This is a genomic window from Burkholderia sp. GbtcB21 (assembly GCF_019091065.1).
Taxonomy (GTDB): Bacteria; Pseudomonadota; Gammaproteobacteria; order Burkholderiales; family Burkholderiaceae; genus Burkholderia; species Burkholderia pyrrocinia_C.
Window position 1 is genome coordinate 909,050 of sequence record NZ_JAGXKA010000001.1, and the last position, 16,250, is coordinate 925,299.

General features: G+C 67.7%; 19 protein-coding genes. 9 read left to right on the forward strand and 10 right to left on the reverse strand.

From position 1 onward, the window contains the following. Positions 1-67: 67 nt before the first annotated feature. Positions 68-1,186 (reverse strand): nitronate monooxygenase family protein, encoded by a 1,119-nt coding sequence (locus KVT39_RS04095; RefSeq protein ID WP_217587903.1) that lies wholly within the window; start codon positions 1,184-1,186, stop codon positions 68-70. A gap of 365 nt (positions 1,187-1,551) precedes the next feature. Here KVT39_RS04095 and KVT39_RS04100 point away from each other — a divergent pair, with 365 nt between their 5' ends. Further along, on the forward strand, positions 1,552-2,292 hold the full coding sequence (locus KVT39_RS04100; protein ID WP_368858902.1) for a DUF1460 domain-containing protein: 741 nt from the start codon (positions 1,552-1,554) through the stop codon (positions 2,290-2,292). Positions 2,293-2,316: 24 nt separating this feature from the next. On the opposite strand, the gene ftrA is transcribed toward KVT39_RS04100, so the two are convergent. Next, positions 2,317-3,279, reverse strand: coding sequence for a transcriptional regulator FtrA (gene ftrA / locus KVT39_RS04105; RefSeq protein WP_105391208.1), 963 nt, complete (start codon positions 3,277-3,279; stop codon positions 2,317-2,319). A 114-nt stretch (positions 3,280-3,393) separates the two neighbouring features. Here ftrA and KVT39_RS04110 point away from each other — a divergent pair, with 114 nt between their 5' ends. Then, on the forward strand, positions 3,394-3,813 hold the full coding sequence (locus KVT39_RS04110) for a rhodanese-like domain-containing protein (protein WP_034180581.1): 420 nt from the start codon (positions 3,394-3,396) through the stop codon (positions 3,811-3,813). 90 nt (positions 3,814-3,903) lie between these two features. Beyond that, complete coding sequence (locus KVT39_RS04115) at positions 3,904-4,230, forward strand: superinfection immunity protein (RefSeq protein WP_034180582.1); 327 nt, start codon at positions 3,904-3,906, stop codon at positions 4,228-4,230. A 15-nt stretch (positions 4,231-4,245) separates the two neighbouring features. On the opposite strand, the gene KVT39_RS04120 is transcribed toward KVT39_RS04115, so the two are convergent. The 6 genes from KVT39_RS04120 to KVT39_RS04145 form a co-directional block, all read right to left on the reverse strand. Beyond that, complete coding sequence (locus KVT39_RS04120; protein WP_217587913.1) at positions 4,246-5,421, reverse strand: cytochrome P450; 1,176 nt, start codon at positions 5,419-5,421, stop codon at positions 4,246-4,248. Between the two features lie 110 nt (positions 5,422-5,531). Then, positions 5,532-5,798, reverse strand: coding sequence for a YodC family protein (locus KVT39_RS04125; RefSeq protein WP_034180583.1), 267 nt, complete (start codon positions 5,796-5,798; stop codon positions 5,532-5,534). Positions 5,799-6,143: 345 nt separating this feature from the next. Next, the gene (locus KVT39_RS04130; protein WP_034180584.1) at positions 6,144-7,004 is read right to left on the reverse strand and encodes an oxaloacetate decarboxylase; all 861 of its coding nucleotides are present in this window, start codon (positions 7,002-7,004) and stop codon (positions 6,144-6,146) included. A gap of 149 nt (positions 7,005-7,153) precedes the next feature. Next, positions 7,154-7,579, reverse strand: coding sequence for an N-acetyltransferase (locus KVT39_RS04135; RefSeq protein ID WP_072444269.1), 426 nt, complete (start codon positions 7,577-7,579; stop codon positions 7,154-7,156). Positions 7,580-7,645: 66 nt separating this feature from the next. Next, positions 7,646-8,506: a MurR/RpiR family transcriptional regulator gene (locus KVT39_RS04140; protein WP_217587915.1), complete on the reverse strand. Its 861-nt coding sequence runs from the start codon at positions 8,504-8,506 to the stop codon at positions 7,646-7,648. Positions 8,507-8,561: 55 nt separating this feature from the next. Continuing rightward, complete coding sequence (locus KVT39_RS04145) at positions 8,562-8,915, reverse strand: NirD/YgiW/YdeI family stress tolerance protein (RefSeq protein WP_034180587.1); 354 nt, start codon at positions 8,913-8,915, stop codon at positions 8,562-8,564. Positions 8,916-9,147: 232 nt separating this feature from the next. On the opposite strand from KVT39_RS04145, the gene KVT39_RS04150 reads away from it, so the two are divergent. The 5 genes from KVT39_RS04150 to KVT39_RS04170 all read left to right on the forward strand — a co-directional run bounded on the left by KVT39_RS04150 (position 9,148) and on the right by KVT39_RS04170 (position 13,006). Next, on the forward strand, positions 9,148-9,810 hold the full coding sequence (locus tag KVT39_RS04150; protein ID WP_105392178.1) for a response regulator: 663 nt from the start codon (positions 9,148-9,150) through the stop codon (positions 9,808-9,810). Continuing rightward, positions 9,807-11,183: an ATP-binding protein gene (locus KVT39_RS04155; RefSeq protein ID WP_034180589.1), complete on the forward strand. Its 1,377-nt coding sequence runs from the start codon at positions 9,807-9,809 to the stop codon at positions 11,181-11,183. The genes KVT39_RS04150 and KVT39_RS04155 overlap by 4 nt, the downstream gene beginning before the upstream one ends. A gap of 201 nt (positions 11,184-11,384) precedes the next feature. After that, the gene (locus KVT39_RS04160) at positions 11,385-11,831 is read left to right on the forward strand and encodes a MarR family winged helix-turn-helix transcriptional regulator (RefSeq protein WP_217587954.1); all 447 of its coding nucleotides are present in this window, start codon (positions 11,385-11,387) and stop codon (positions 11,829-11,831) included. Between the two features lie 34 nt (positions 11,832-11,865). Continuing rightward, complete coding sequence (locus KVT39_RS04165) at positions 11,866-12,234, forward strand: antibiotic biosynthesis monooxygenase (protein WP_034180591.1); 369 nt, start codon at positions 11,866-11,868, stop codon at positions 12,232-12,234. Between the two features lie 571 nt (positions 12,235-12,805). After that, positions 12,806-13,006: a DUF805 domain-containing protein gene (locus tag KVT39_RS04170; RefSeq protein ID WP_217587917.1), complete on the forward strand. Its 201-nt coding sequence runs from the start codon at positions 12,806-12,808 to the stop codon at positions 13,004-13,006. A 480-nt stretch (positions 13,007-13,486) separates the two neighbouring features. On the opposite strand, the gene blaPEN-bcc is transcribed toward KVT39_RS04170, so the two are convergent. Next, on the reverse strand, positions 13,487-14,407 hold the full coding sequence (gene blaPEN-bcc / locus KVT39_RS04175; protein ID WP_034180594.1) for a PEN family class A beta-lactamase, Bcc-type: 921 nt from the start codon (positions 14,405-14,407) through the stop codon (positions 13,487-13,489). 128 nt (positions 14,408-14,535) lie between these two features. Between blaPEN-bcc and penR the strand changes: the two genes are divergently transcribed. After that, entirely contained in the window at positions 14,536-15,426 is an 891-nt protein-coding gene (penR, locus tag KVT39_RS04180) for a beta-lactamase transcriptional regulator PenR (protein ID WP_034180595.1), read from the forward strand. Positions 15,427-15,922: 496 nt separating this feature from the next. Here penR and KVT39_RS04185 read toward each other — a convergent pair whose 3' ends face one another. Continuing rightward, a complete protein-coding gene (locus tag KVT39_RS04185) occupies positions 15,923-16,174 on the reverse strand; it encodes a hypothetical protein (RefSeq protein WP_034180596.1) in 252 nt (83 codons plus the stop codon). Positions 16,175-16,250: the final 76 nt, after the last annotated feature.

Below are 16,250 nucleotides of genomic sequence, written 5' to 3' on the forward strand. Positions count from 1 at the left end.
GGATCGGGCTGACGAAAATCCAGATCATACGCCGTTGATCCGCCGTCCGCGCCCCTTCCGCGTGCGTTCAGACCGCCTGCGGGAACGCGTCGCGCAGCCCCGCCGCGCAGGCCAGCGCGTCGTCCCACAGGCGCCGCGTCAGTTCGCCGGCATCCTCTTCGCGCGCGAGCGCCGCGGCCTCGCCCGACCACAGCAGCGAGAAATCGTCGCGGCCCTGCCGCTCGAACGCACCGCGCAGCGGATCGACCGCGGCCGTCGCGAGCGGGAACGCGGGTGCGAGCGCGCTCATCGGCCCCTGCTCGCGCATGAAGCGCGTCAGCAGCCCGCGCGCGGGGCGGCCCGTATACAGGTTGGTCACGCGCGTACCGTCGTCGCGCGCCGCACGCACCGCCGCGCGATGCTGCGCCGAGCGGCCGGCCTGCGGTGTCAGCAGGTAGCCGGTGCCGATCTGCACCGCACGCGCGCCGAGCGCGAACGCGGCCGCGATGCCGCGCCCGTCGGCGATCGCGCCGGCCGCGATCACCGGCGCGCGCACCGCATCGACGATCTGCGGCAGCAACGCGAACAGGCCCGGTTGCGCGTGGATGTCGTCGGTCAGGAACATCCCGCGATGGCCGCCGGCCTCCGCGCCCTGCGCGACGATCGCGTCGACGCCGCGCGCATCGAGCCAGCGCGCTTCCTCGACGGTCGTTGCGGACGAAACGACCCGCGCGCCGGTGCGCCGCACGCGGTCGAGCAGCATGTCGTCCGGCAGCCCGAAATGGAAGCTCACGACGGCCGGCCGCAACTCCTCGACGACCGCGCACATCGCATCGTCGAACGGCGCGCGGCCGGGGCCGCCCTTCACGTCGGCCGGATCGAGCCCGGCTTCCGCGTAGTAGCCGGCGAGCGATGCGCGCCAGCGCGCGTCGACCTCCGCGTCGGGCGCCGGCGGCGTATGGCAGAAGAAGTTCACGTTGAACGGCGCGGGCGTGCGCGCCCGGATCGCCGCGATCTCCTCGCGCAACTGCTGCGGGCCGAGCGCCGCGCATGCCAGCGAACCGAGCCCGCCGGCTTCGCACACCGCGATCGCGAGCGGGCTGAAGGACCCGACCATCGGCGCCTGAATTAACGGCAGGCGGGAAGGCAGCGGCGCGCCCGATGCGACGCGTGTGTCGTGGCCGGCAACGGCGGCGGCAGAAGTCATGGCGGGAACCGGAACGGGAGTAACGGAAGCAACGATGATACGCGAACGACCATGAACGCGATGCGCCGCCATCGCCATCTCGTTGATTCAGATTTCGTTGAGATTTCTTGAGGTTCGCTCGTCTATTCAATATCGTCCACCGCAAGCCGCGTCCCGCGATGTCTGTCCGTCATCGAATGCCTGACGAGCCGGCCGGATCGATCTTCACCCACCTTTGACGATGGATTGAAACTTCCAACCCGAACCCGCTTATGTCGATTGAAACGAACTTCAGAAAATGCTTGCCGCTCGTCGTCGCACTTGCATTGGCCGGCTGCGACGGCGGTGGGTCCGTCTCGTCGTCACCGCCGCCGGATGCAACGACGGTGCAGCAACAAGCCGCGCTGGCGAACCTGAATCCGGAGACCTCCGGCAAGCTCGACGCGTTGCTGGCGATACGCGCCGCGCAGCCGAACAGCGGCACCGGCCCGCTCATCGAAGCCTTGTCGCGCGAATTTCTTGGCACGCCTTATCGAGGCGACATGCTGAAGGGCTCGTCGACGATGCAGGAACAACTGGTGATCGACTTCAGCGGGCTCGATTGCTATACCTACCTCGACTACGTCGAAGCCGCGAGAAAGGCGACGACGAAAGCCGACTACGCGAGCCGCCTCGTGCCGACGCGCTACGTGAACGGCGACATCAGCTTCACGCATCGCCGCCATTTCTTCACCGACTGGGCCTACCGGCCGCAGGTGCTGGCCGACGACGTGACCGCCACGATCAGCGTGCATGCCGTCACGGTCACGAAGCAGCTCAACAGGAAAGCCGACGGCGGCGCATACCTGCCGGGGTTGCCGGTCGTCAGCCGGGACATCGTCCATATCCCGAGCGAATTCGTCGACGACTATGTCGTCAGCCGGCTCCGGACCGGCGACTACATCGGCATCTACGCGAAGGCCGATGGCCTCGACGTCACGCACGTCGGCTTCTTCATCGACACGCCCGACGGGCCGATGCTGCGCAATGCGTCGTCGAAAAAGGCCAACATGAAAGTCGTCGATTCGCCTTTTGTCGAGTACGTGAAGAACACGCCCGGCATCGTCGTGCTCAGGCCGCGCGCGTGAGCGACGGCATCGACCCGGCGCCTGCTATCTTCCGCCGCGATCCATCCCGCGCCGGTACGCGGCCGGGCTCGTCGCCGCGACGCGCCGGAAATGCCGGCGCAACGATTCCTCGGAGCCGAACCCCGCGCGCGCCGCGACCTGCGCGAGCGGCAGCGCGGGTTGCGCTTCGAGCATGTCCTTCGCGACGTTCACGCGTTCGCGGATCAGCCACGCGAGCGGCGACATCCCCGTCGCGTCCGCGAACTGACGCTGCAGCGTGCGCGTGCTCATCGCAGCCTGCGCGGCAAGCGACGCGAGCGTATGCGGCTCGGCCGCGTGCGCGCGCATCCAGTCGATCAGCTTCGCGAGCCGGTCGCTGCCGCCCGGCGCGACCGGACGCGGCACGAACTGCGCCTGCCCGCCGTCGCGATGCGGCGGCAGCACGAGGCGTTGCGCGACACGGTTCGCGATGGCGCCGCCGTGATCGCGGCGCACCAGATGCAGCAGCATGTCGAGCCCGGCCGCCGACCCAGCCGACGTGACGATCTGCCCTTCGTCGACGTACAGCGCATCGGGATTCACGCGCAGCGCCGGGTAACGCGCCTGCAGGCGCTGCGCGTAACGCCAGTGCGTCGTCACGGTGAGCCCGTCGAGCACGCCGGCCGCCGCCAGCACGAACACGCCCGAACAGATCGAACAGAGCCGCGCGCCGCGCCGATGCGCGGCCCGCAGCTTCTTCAGCAGCGGCTCCGGCGGCAGTTCTTCGGAATCGCGCCAGCCGGGAATCACGATGGTATCCGCGCGATCGAGTGTCGCGAGCCGGTACGGCGCGGCGACCGTGATGCCGCCCGCCGCGCGCACCGGCCCCGGCTCGCTCGCGCACACCGCGAAGCGATACCAGTCGACCCCGAGTTCGGGGCGTTCGAGCGCGAACAGTTCGACCACGCAGCCGAATTCGAACGTGCAGAGGCGATCGTAGGCGAGCGCGACGACGAGATGATTGTGCATGGCGCGATGTTACCGGAACTTGTCGATCGCGCCACTGCCGCGAACCGCGCCGAACCGCGATACTGCCCTCCATCCCGGCGCATTCCGCGCCCGTTCATCCAGGAGAGCCTGCCCATGTCCTTCGTCACCGACGTGCCCGCCGCCGACAGCCCCGCCGCCCTCGCGCATTTCGAGGCATCGCTGCGATTCGAGACCGATTGCTGGGACGTGCACGACGCGCTCGCGTCCGGCGCGCCCGATTTCGTGCTGCTCGACGTGCGCGGCCCCGACCAGTTCGCCGCCGGCCACGTGCCCGGCGCGCGCAACCTGCCGCGTCGCAAGATCGTCGCGGGCAAGCTCGCCGGCTATCCGGCCGACACGCTGTTCGTCGTCTACTGCGCGGGCCCGCACTGCAACGGCGCCGCGCGCGCGGCGATCGAACTCGCGCGCCTCGGCCGCCCCGTCAAGCTGATGATCGGCGGCGTGACGGGCTGGCTCGACGAAGGTTTCGCGTTGAGCAACGAACTGCAGCCGGCGGACGCCGAAGCCCGCTGATCGTTATTAAAAACGCAACAATCAATTGCCGGCACACAAACGGAAAAAGCGCGACAATCGGCCCCATTGCAGTTCGGACGGAGCAGCACAATGAATGATGCAGTCCTGATTCAAGTGGCCGGTTCGGTCGTCGCGATCGCGCTCTATTTCCTGCCGGCCGTCATTGCCGACCGGCGCGGCCGGCACGACAAGCTGACGATCGCGATGTTCAACGCGCTGTTCGGGTGGACCGGCATCGGCTGGCTGATGACGCTGTACTGGGCGTGCCAGCCGAACCCGCGCACCGATGTCGCGCAAACGATCCTCGCGAAGCGCCGCGGCATCAGCATGCGGACCTTCTCGACCGGCCTCGTCGAACGCGTGCAGCGCCGCGTCGCCGCCCAGGAGCAATGGGCGGAGAAGCAAGGCTGCCGTTAAGTCCCTCTTTCCCCTTCACCGTGCCGCGTCGAACATCGGCATTCTGACGTTGGTCGACGCGCGGTAATTCCACGTCAGCCCGTCGCGCGGCGGCCAGCCGCCCGCGCGCAACCACGCCGCGAACGCCCCCGCCGTCACCGCCCGTGCGATCCGCTCGCCCGGACACCCGTGCGGCCCCGTGCCGAAGCCGAAATTCGGCCCGGCGGCGCGGCCCGGCATCAGCCGGTGCGGATCGCGATGCACGGCCGGGTCGCGGTTCGCCGCGGCGAGCACGACGAGGATCGCGTCGCCGGCTTCGACGGTCACGCCTTCGATCGTCGTGCGCGACGCGACGAAGCGGCGCGTGTTCTGCACCGGCGCATCGAAGCGCCCGACTTCTGCAACGAAAGCGTCGAGCGCGGCGTCGTCCGGCACGTCGCGCGCGGTTTCCGCTTCCCCGTTCCATGCCGCCAGCGTGTTGCCGAGCCACGCGGCCGTCGCCTCGCAGGTCTGCGACAGCAACCCGACCAGATTCGCGACCAGCGCGCCGCTCGCCTGCCAGCCCGACGCGCGGGCCGCCTGCTGCACCGCAGCGACGAGCGTGCCGTCGTGCGCGTGCGTCTGCGCGACGCGCTCGGTCATCCGCTCGAGCAGTTGCCGCGCGCCGTCGCTCGCACGGGCCAGCGCGGCCGCGTCCGACAGCGGCGACAGCGCCGCGACGAAGTCGACGACCCGCGCCGCGATGTCGTCGAGCTGCGTCTCGTCGAAGCCGAGCAGATCGGCAACCGCGCAGACAGGCACCGTCATGCACCACGCATTCAGCGCGTCGGCATCGCCCGGCGCCGGCAGCCGCCGCGCGGCAAGCTGCGCGGCGCGGGCGCGCAGCGCGCCGGTGTCGATCGGCGCGAACGCCGTGCGCAGCGCCTGCTTCGGCACGTCGTGCCGCAACGCGCCGTCGTTCATGCGCACCAGCTCGCCGAACAGCGTGCCGGCCGTCGTGCCGCGCAACGCAGGCGGCACGGGCGCGTCCAGCGGACGCACGCGGCAGGCCGGATGGCCGAGCACGGCCGTCACGGCCGCTGCGCGGCTCGCGACCCACAGGCCGAGCGCGGCGTCGAACGCGAGCGGCGGCCCGTCGACGAGCGCCGCATAGTAGGGATAGGGATCGCGGTGCGTCACCGCGGCAATGGGATCGGTCGGGTTCGGGTTCATGCGAGCAGTATCGGCGCAGCGCGCTGCCGCATGTTTCGGGTTCGCGTGAAATGTCGTCGCGCCGGCGCTGCGTATCGCATGCATTGCAGCATCGCAACGGCAGGCCGGCTTCAGGCAGCCGACCGGTAGCGTTGCGACTGCATGCGCATCCGGACGCGCCCGGCCGAAATCGCGCGCGGCTCGGGCACCACCGTGTCGTGATGGAACATTTCCTGCCGGAACTCGCCGTGTTCGTCGAACCACTGGCAGATGACCCAGTCGGCGTCGTCGAACACGACCGGCCCGGCATAAGTGACGGTCATGCGCGGCCCGCCCGTTTTCAGCGTCACGACATCGCCGACGCGAAACCTGACGCGCTGATTTTCTCGGATCGTCATCGCTCTCTCGATTTTTATATATTGAATATATTGATATTCCCGGCGGCCCGCACAACCGGTCATTTGAATATGCCGCAGATTAACAATCAAAAAAATAACCGGCAACTCCCGCGTACGAAAATTCGCTGATCGGAAAAATGCAACAATGCGCGGCATCGGCGCGCGCGGCGGAAGGCTGACCGCCAGATTCGGCGCGGCTTGCGCGCCGAATCCGGTCGAACCGGCGGAATGCGGAGAATAAACGATGGTTTTCGCGTCGTCATCGGCGTTTAAACCCGACGCGAAATCGGTTGATTATTGTCAATCAATGCTTCGACTGGAAACGATCCCACGTTTTATTGGTGATCATTCCCCGAATGAAACCGGCGAATTATCGGGCGCCGCAAACCAGCGATTGATATCGCGCCCCGGCACGGCCGCCTGGGTGAACGTGAACGTGCCGTCGCGCGCCATTTCCGTCGCGGCGCGCAGGAACGCGCCGAGCGCGGCCCGCGCCAGCGCGCCGCCGACGCTGACGCGCTTCACGCCGAGCGCCGCCAGCTCGTCGAGGCTCAGCAACCCGCCCTGCAGCCCCATCACGACGTTGACGGGCGCGCCGACCGCCTGCGTCACCGCCGCGATCTCGGCGGCGTCGGTGATGCCCGGCGCATACAGCACGTCGGCGCCCGCGTCGCGATAGGCAACGAGCCGCGCGATCGTGTCGGCGAGGTCGCGACGGCCGTGCAGGTAGTTTTCGCAACGCGCGGTCAGCGTGAACGGGAACGGCAGCGCGCGCGCCGCGTCGACGGCCGCCGCGATGCGCTCGACCGCCGCGTCGTGCGCGTAGATCGGCGCATCGGCGCGGCCCGTCGCATCCTCGATCGAGCCGCCGACCGCGCCGGCCTCGGCCGCCAGCCGGATCGTTTCGGCCACCGTGTCGGGCGCGTCGCCGAAACCGTTCTCGAGATCGGCGCTCACCGGCAGACCGCCCGCGGCGACGAGATCGGCGATGTGATCGAGCATCGCGTCGCGGTCGATCGCGTTGTCGGGCTGCCCTTTCGAAAACGCGTAGCCGGCACTCGTGGTGGCGAGCGCCTCGAAACCGGCCATCGCGAGCAGGCGGGCGGTGCCGGCGTCCCACGGGTTCGGGATGATGAAGGCGCCGGGGCGCGTGTGCAGCGCGCGGAAAATTTCGGCTTGGCGGGCTTGCAGGTCGGAACGGGTCATCGCGGACTCCCGGAAGGTGTTGACGGGTGAGCTTACGCCGGCCGTGCGCGCGACGTTTCAGCGATGGCCGAAATGTCGCCGTGCGACAGGGAAAAGTCGGGGGCGTGCCGGTATCCGGCAACTGGCAGCAAACGGGCAGGTACCACCGTTCAGCCCGCGAGCTTCTTCGTCAGGAAAACGCGCGTGTGCCCGACCGGATAATCCGGCAGTTCGCCGAAGCGGACATAGCCGCGCTTCTCGTAGAAAGGCCGCGCCTGGAAGTCGAACGTATCGAGCCATGCACTGTGACATCCGCGCGCGACGGCCTCCGCTTCGGCCAGATCCATGATGCGCGTGCCGGCGCCCTGGCCGCGCGCTTCCTCGGGCACCACGAGCAGGTCGACGTGCAGCCAGCCGAACGCCGTGCCACCCCACAGGCCGCCGACCACCGCGCCTTGCGCATCGGTCACGAGCACGGCCAGCGGACGGAAGTCGGCCGGGCCGGCCTGGCTTTCGTTGAATCGGACGAGCGGCGCGACGATCTGCTTGCGCGCGTTCGCATCGCCCGCGTCGGTCACCTCGTATGTGAACGTCATCGGTTGCGTCGGGTTGAAGTCGGGTTGAATCGTGAATGACGAACGGCCGAAGCCGCACGTGCCGCGTCAGACGACGTAAGCGCCCTTCGCATGCAACTCCGCTTCGGTGCGCTCGAGCGCGGCGATCGCATCGCTGCCTTCGAGCGCGAGCAACTGCGCGACCAGCGCCTCGGCCATCGCATGCGCGGCCACCAGCGACGGGAAGAACGACGGGCTGTCGTGCGTGAAGATCAGTTGCGCGTCCGCATGCAGCGCGATCGGCGACACCGCGCTGTCGGTGATCGCGACGATCCGGCTGCCCTGCGCCTTCGCGGCCTGCGCGACGCGCGTCGCTTCCGCCGAATACGGCGCGAAGCTGACGACCACGGTCACGCTCTGCTTCGCGATCGTCCGCAGTTCCATTTCGAGCGAACCGGCGACGCCGTTGAGCAGCGACACGGTCGGACGAAACAGCCGGTAGCCGTACACGAACCCGAACGCGACCGGATAACACGAGCGGAACCCCGCGACATGCACGTGCGACGCCTTGCGGATCAGTTTGGCCGCATCCGCGAGCGCGTGCTCGTTCTGCGCGGCGGTGGCCGACAGGTTGTGCTGCTGCGCGGCGAGCAGGTCGTGCGCGAGCGATGCCTTCGCGTCGGGCCGCACGAGCGAGCGCGCACGCTGCGTGAGCGGCTCGGGGCGCGTGCGCACGCGCGCGACGCACAGGTCGCGCAACTCGTTCCAGCCGGGGAAACCGAATTGCTGCGCGAGCCGCACGAGCGACGCAGGCTGCACCTGCGCACGCTGCGCGACCTTGCGCATCGACGCGGTGGCGACCTCGTCGGGATGATCGAGCAGGAATGCGGCGCCCGCCTGGAATTGCGGGCTCAGCTCGGAAAATTGCGCCCGGATCCGGGACGCGAGTTCGTCGAAATTGGCGGCCATCTTGGTGGGAACGGGAACCGGTCGTTCATGGTATCACCGGCCCCGCGCGCACCGGTCAGCGCAGCACTTCGACGTGGTCGGCGTCGACCTTCACCTTGCCCGACCACTTGCGCTCGAATTCGCCGGTCAGCTTCACTTCGCTCTTGTCGCTGACGGGCTGCCCGGCCGCCCACAGCTTGTTGTCGATCTCGACGCGGATCGTGCCGGTCGCGTCGGCGAACTCGTAATCCTCGCCGCCGGCATGCTTGACGATACGGCCCTGCAATTGCACGTGCTGATCGTCCTTGCCGTTCGCGAGCAGTTCCTTCACGGTCGTCGTGGTCAGCGCGGACGGTCCCGTGTATTGCGCGTAGACGGCGGCAGGCAGCGTGGCGAGCGCGACCGTCAGGATTCTGGCCAGTTGTTTCATGATGTCGGTCCTCTTCTTCGATGTGATGCCGCGCCCCGTTGAACGCGACGGCGCCAGATTACGGACCGTAAGATTAAGCAAACCTGAAGGTCGCGCCGAGGCGACATGGTGCCGCATCGCGTGAGGTCGAAAGCCCGCCGCAGGCCGCCCGCATTTAAGCTCGGCCTAAGATGCGTGCGCTTATCATGGGAACCCCGGGCGCCGCGGCGCCCTGCTGAAGAGACACGAATTCATGCGCGTACTGCTCGTCGAGGACGATCCGCTGATCGGCAGCGGGCTCGAACAGGGCCTCAAACAGGAAGGCTTCGCGGTCGACTGGGTGAAGGACGGCGACGCCGCGTCGCTCGCGCTGCGCTCGACCGGCTACGGCCTGCTGCTGCTCGATCTCGGGCTGCCGAACCGCGACGGCCTGTCGGTGCTCGCCGCGCTGCGCCGCCGCGACGAAACCCTGCCCGCGATCATCATCACCGCACGCGACGGCGTGCCGGACCGCATCGCCGGCCTCGACAGCGGCGCGGACGACTATCTCGTCAAGCCGTTCGCGCTCGACGAACTGCTCGCCCGCATCCGCGCGGTCAACCGCCGCCATGCGGGCCGTGCGCAGACGACGCTCGCAATCGGCCCGCTGCGGCTCGATCCCGTCAAGCACCTCGTCTGGCTCGACGACGAAGAAGTGTCGCTGTCGCCGAAGGAGTTCGTGCTGCTGCACGAGCTGATGCGCGAGCCGGGCGCGGTGATTTCGCGCGAGCAGTTCGAGGAGCGGCTGTACAGCTGGGGCGAGGAAATCGAAAGCAACGCGGTGCAGGTGCATATCCACAACCTGCGCAAGAAGCTCGGCCACGACATGATCCGCACGGTGCGCGGCGTCGGCTACCGGATCGGTGACGGCGCATGATGCGCGTGCAACGCGCGATCGAGCGCTGGCGCAGCGCGTCGCTGCGGCGGCGCCTGCTGATGTGGCTGCTGCCGGCCGCGTGCGTGATCGGCCTGGTCGCGAGCGCGGGCACCTACTGGGGCGCGCTGCGCGAACTCGACGACCTGCTCGACGACCAGATGCGCAGCATGTCGAAGCAGATCGTCGTCGGCCCGAACGGCGAGCTGTCGTTCAGCAACCGCGCCAACGGCAAGCACGGCTTCGAGGCCAGCGATCCCGATGCCGTGCTGCTGCAGGTCTGGCGCAACGGCACGCTCATGTATTCGACCGACCGCGATTCGAAGCTGCCGCCGCCCGCGCAGACGGGCATCGCGAGCATCGACGTCGGCGGCCAGCCGTGGCGCACCTATGTGACCGAGCGCGGCGGCACGACGATCCGGCTCGCGCAGGCGCGTCATGCGCGGTGGGAAGCGATCGCAGGCATCGCCGTGCACCTGCTGTGGCCGGTGTTCTCGATGTTGCCGGTGCTGGCGATCGGCCTGTGGTTCGGCATCGGCGCGGGACTGCGGCCGCTGCGCACGATCGCATCCGGCCTTAAACGCAGGAATGCGAACAATCTCGAACCCGTCGATGTCGCATCGATGCCGAACGAGGTCCGGCCGCTCGCCGAAGCGATCAACGACCTGCTCGCGCGGCTCGACCGCTCGTTCACGCTGCAGCGGCACTTCATCGCCGATGCCGCGCACGAGTTGCGCACGCCGATCATGGGGCTGTCGATTCAGTCGCAATTGCTGCGGCGCGCGGCGACCGACGACGAGCGCGAGCGCATTCTCGCGCAGATCCATGCGGGTACAACGCGCCTCGGCCACCTCGCCGAACAGCTGCTGACGCTCGCGCGCCTCGAACCCGATGCGCAAGCGGCCACGTCCGCGTCAGCGCCCGTCGATCTCGCCGCGTTGTGCCGGTCGGTGGTCGCGGACCGCGCGCGCGTCGCCGACGCGCACCGGATCGATCTCGGCGCGATCGTCGCAACGCCCGTGATGGCCGCGGGCAATATCGACACGCTGCGCGTGCTGCTGAACAACCTCGTCGACAACGCGATCCGCTATGCGGGCGACGGCGCGCGCGTCGACGTTTCCGCGCGCATCGACGGCACGACGCCCGTGCTCGAAGTCGCCGACGACGGCCCCGGGATCCCGGAAGCCGAGCGCACCGACGTGTGGGAACGTTTCTATCGCGGCGAGGGTGCGCAGGCCGTCACGTCGTCGGGCAGCGGGCTCGGGCTGTCGATCGTCAAGCGGATCGCCGAACAGCATCGCGCGACGGTCGCGCTCGGCACCACGCGCGGCGGGCGCGGGCTGACTGTCACGGTGCGCTTCCCTGCACCAGTCTGATGCGTGCGTGACAGGCGGCTTTTCCACAGATTATGTTGGCAAGCTTGTGGACAACCTTCCATTAACGGCACCAAGCCATTGATCGGAAAGGGTTTGTCACGCGTGCGCGGCAAATGCGCCATGCGGTTGCAAATACACGCAAATTTGACAACCAGTTGTCTATTACGTAAAGTAGTTGTCAATTCATCACGCGGATCGAATATGACGAAATCCGAAAAGTTGACCGCCGTCGCGCTGTCCGTATTCCGCTTGAACGGCCTGCTGATCGAATGGGGCAACGCCTTTGCCGGGCCGCACGGCTTGACCAGTGCGCGCTGGCAAGTGCTGGGCGCGATCTCGATGGCGCCGGAAGCCCCGAACATCCCGCAGATCGCCGACGCGATGGGTATCACCCGGCAGGCCGTGCTGAAACAGATCAACGTGCTGGTCGACGAAGGGCTGGTCCGGTCGCTGCCGAACCCGGCGCACAAGCGCTCGCCGCTGTATGCGCTGACCCCTCGCGGCGACGCGGCCTATCAGGCCGTGGTCGGGCAATGGCAACAGCACGTTCGCGACATTGCCGGCGACTTCAGTTCAACTGACCTGGATGCGGCGATTCGCGTGCTGTCGGCGATGTCCGTCGCGCATGACCAGGATGCCCAAACGTAACCGCACGACTGCCGCACGCCCCTCAGGAGTTCCCATGCCTCAGTTCAAGCCGATGGATCCGGCCTTTCCGATCCAGCAACAGATCGCCATCGACGCGGAGCCCGTCGTCCTCGTCAACGTGTTCACGCTGGATCCCGCAGACGAAGCGGACTTTCTGGCCGTGTGGAAGGACGACGCCGAATTCATGAAGCGGCAGCCGGGATTCATCTCGACCCAGCTTCATCGCGCGCTCGGCGACAGTCCGACTTACCTGAACTACGCGATCTGGGAATCGACGCACGCGTTTCGTGCGGCCTTCACGCATCCCGAGTTCGTCGCCAAGCTCTCGGCCTACCCGTCGTCCGCCGTCGCCAGCCCGCACCTGTTCCAGAAAGTCGGCGTGGCCGGTATTTGCACTGCGTGAGTTCCGCGCGAATCGAGGCAACACGTGGCATAGGTTGGTGTCGTGCCCACCGATCGCGAACGCGCAGTTCTCCACAGAAAATGTTGGCAAGCTTGTGGATATCCTGCGCACCGCAGCGCTAAACCCTTGATCCGATGGACTTTGGCACGCGTGATGCAGACGAGGCGCGTGCAATGACCTTCGCGCGCATCGCATCGCCGCACTTCGCATCACGACGCCACGGCGATGCACGTCGCGATCGCCACACGCGTGCCGGCCATGCGCCGCGCCACTTACCCACAGATTTTGTTGGCAAGCTTGTGGATATCTTGCGCACGCGCGCGCTAACCCGTTGATCCGCCTCAGGTTCATGCGCCGCGTCAGCGTTTCGGCAACATGCGGCGCGAGCATGCGCGAATACGGAATGATCCGGCGCGACGGCGGCGCGCCGCCCGCGCCTTGACGCTCGCGCCCGCCGCGCGTCACTATCACGCGAGCCGCACGCGGCCGCGCATCGCCGGCTTCGCGCGTCGGCGCAACGTGCCGGCCGTTCCGCCGGCGCACACCACGACACATCACTCCGAGGAAGGCCATGGAACACTTCACCGCGTGGCAGTCGCTCGTCTCGCTCGTGCTCGTCGCTGTCGTCGTCTATCCGTATGTCCGCATCGTCCGGCGCACCGGGCATTCGGGCTGGTGGATCCTGGCGATGTTCGTCCCGGTCCTGAACTTCATCATGTTGTGGGTGTTCGCGTTCGCGCGCTGGCCCGCCGTCGACGATCGGCAAGGCTGAACGCCGCGCCGGCGAACGCTCGGGCTTGTCCACAGATTTTGTTGGCAAGCATGTGGATAGCCTGCGCATACCGCGACCAAGCGCTTGATCCGTAAGACTTTGTCCGCGCCGCTTCGAATGCGGCACGCGGCCGGCAAATCGCCGCTCGCGCATCGCCTCGACGCGTGACGGGCAGCCTGCCGCGCCGGCGTACCCGCTTGTCCACAGATTTTGTTGGCAAGCGTGTGGATAGCCTGCGCATACCACGGCCAACCGCTTGATCCGTAAGACTTTGTCCGCGCCGCTTCAAACGCGGCACGACGGCGCGCGTCACGACGAACGCGGCTGCTCGCGGGCTTGTCCACAATTTTTGTTGGCAAGCATGTGGATATCCTGAGCATGCGCGAGCTAAGTCGTTGATCGCACAACGTTTGGTCGCACGGGTCACGACTGCGGCACGGCGTGCAAGCGCATCCCGTCGCGCACGCCGCACCGCCCTGCTCAACCGAATGCCGCAACCACGACGCGCGCGACGTCGGCGATCACATCGTCCTTCGCCCGCGCATCGGCACGCGCCTGCGTGTAGTACACGGCCAGCACGATCGGCGCACGCGACGGCGCCCACACGACGCCCGCATCATTCGTCGTCCCGTAGTCGCCGGTGCCCGTCTTGTCGCCGACCGTCCACCCGGCCGGCACGCCCGCGCGGATCCGCTTGTCGCCGACCTTGTTGCCGCGCAGCCACGTAACGAGCTGCGCACGCTGCGCGGCCGGCAGCGCATCGCCGAGCGTCAGCACGCGCATGCTCGCGGCCATCGCGGCCGGCGTCGTCGTGTCGCGCAGGTCGCCCGGCAGCGCAGTATTCAGTTCGGTCTCCCATCGATCGAGCCGGAACGTGTCGTCGCCGATCGAGCGCGCATATGCGGTCACCGCCGACGGGCCGCCGATCAGCTTCATCAGCAGGTTCGCGGCCGAGTTGTCGCTGTACTGGATCGTGGCCTCGCACAGTTCGGCAACCGTCATGCCCGCGCCGACATGCTTCTCCGTCACCGGCGAATAGTTGACAAGATCGGCCTTTCCGTACGTCACGCGTTGTTGCAGCAATCCCGGACGCGCAACGCTCTGCGCAAGCACCGCCGCACTCAGCATCGCCTTGAACGTGCTGCAGAACGGGAAGCGTTCGGCGGCGCGATGCGCCACGCGCCGGCCGCTCGCGGTGTCGATCGCGCACACGCCGAGACGGCCGCCCGCGTCGCGTTCGAGATGGGCAAGCGCCGCCGCGGCGGCAGCGGCTGCGACGTCCGGCGTCGCAGCCTCGTTCGGCGCAGCGGCCTGCGACGACGCGCACGCCGCGACGGTCAGGGCGAGCGGCGCCGTCGCGGCGGCCAGCAACAGGGTTCGACGTTTCGATGAGTAGGTCATGTCGGTTGTCTCGTGATGGAATGGACGCGAAATGGTGTTGAAAACGGCCGGCCGCCGAGACAGCACTATCGGGACTTTACGGTTGCCTGACAAGCAACGATAATTGAGCGATGACAAAAGAAAATCTTATGACTAAGCTCCGCCCTCATCTTCCGCTCAATGCGCTGCGCGCGTTCGAATCGTCCGCGCGCCACCTGAACTTCACGCGCGCCGGCCTCGAGCTGAGCGTGACCCAGGCCGCGGTCAGCCAGCAGGTGCGCTCGCTCGAGGAACGGCTCGGCTGCACGCTGTTCACGCGGCTGCCGCGCGGCCTCGGGCTCACCGACGAGGGGCGCGCGCTACTGCCCGTGCTGAGCGATGCGTTCAGCCGCATCGAGACGGTGCTCAAGCAGTTCGACGGCGGGCGTTTCCACGAGGTGCTGACGCTCGGTGTCGTCGGCACCTTTGCCATAGGCTGGCTAATGCCACGGCTGAAGCAGTTCGGCGATACGCACCCGTTCGTCGAGCTGCGGCTGCGGACCAACAACAACGTCGTCGACCTCGCCGCCGAGGGCCTCGACTTCGCGATCCGTTTCGGTGAAGGCAACTGGCCGGCGACGCGCAACGAGCGCCTGCTCGATGCGCCGCTCACCGCGCTGTGCGCGCCGGAAATCGCGCGGCGCCTCGCGCAGCCGGCCGATCTCGCGAATGAAACGCTGCTGCGCTCGTACCGCACCGACGAATGGCTCGGCTGGTTCGACGCCGCGCAGCTCGAACCGTGGGCGGTCAACGGGCCGGTGTTCGATTCGTCGCGGCTGATGGTCGAGGCCGCGATGCAGGGCGCGGGCGTCGCGCTCGCGCCGGCCTGCATGTTCGCGCGCGAACTGCAGCTCGGCCTGCTCGCGCGGCCGCTCGACATCGACGTGCGCGCGGGCGGCTACTGGCTCACGTCGCTGAAGTCGAAACCGCTCACGCCCGCGATGACGCTCTTTCGCGACTGGATCGCGGCCGAAGCGGCCGACACGGCACCGGCCGCGTAACGCGGCCGCGCTTGTCCACAGAAAGTGTTGGCAAGGATGTGGATATCCTGGGCACCCGGGACCTAAGCCCTTGATCGCGCACGAATTACCGTGCCTACGCAGACATCGGGCAGCCCATGCGCGCGGGCCTCGCAGGCCGATCGCGTTCAGGCCGGATCCTCAACCAGTGCGACGCAATCGATTGCGAGTTGTCCACAGATTTTGTTGGCAAGCCTGTGGATATCCGCCAGACCGGACGCGTAACACATTGATACACAAGGGGATTCGATTTACGGACCTTGACGGGTCAAGGATGCGGCAGCGCAAGGTCATTCGAACCGCGCACCGGGCGCGTGCCGTGCCCTCGGCCGGTTCTCCACAGATTGTGTTGGCAAGCTTGTGGATATCCTGCGCATCGGCCGCCTAACTCATTGAGCGCAAGGGAATTTGTGCTTCGTCTGCAGAATCGGGCAGCGCCGGCGCCGCCCGTGCGGCGGGCGCCGGCGCAATCCGCGCGTCAATGCCGGTCGAGCCCGCCGCGCAATTCGCTCGCCTTGTCGCGCAGCGCCTCGTAACCCGAACGCGCATGCTCGGGCAGGTCGGGATCGCCGATCAGTGCGCCGAGCGTTTCGATCAGGCTGAACAGGATGCCCTTCGCCGCGCCGACCGCGATGCTCTGCGATTCGATCGACTTGTGCAGGTGGTCGACCGCCGCCTCCAGATTCTCGAGCTTCTGTTCACCGTCGTCGGGCCGGTTGTCGGTCGTCATCGTTTACCTCCGCCATCGTTCAAGGGTCATGTCACGATTCTATGCCGCTGCGTGCAAACGTGGCGCGACATCGCGC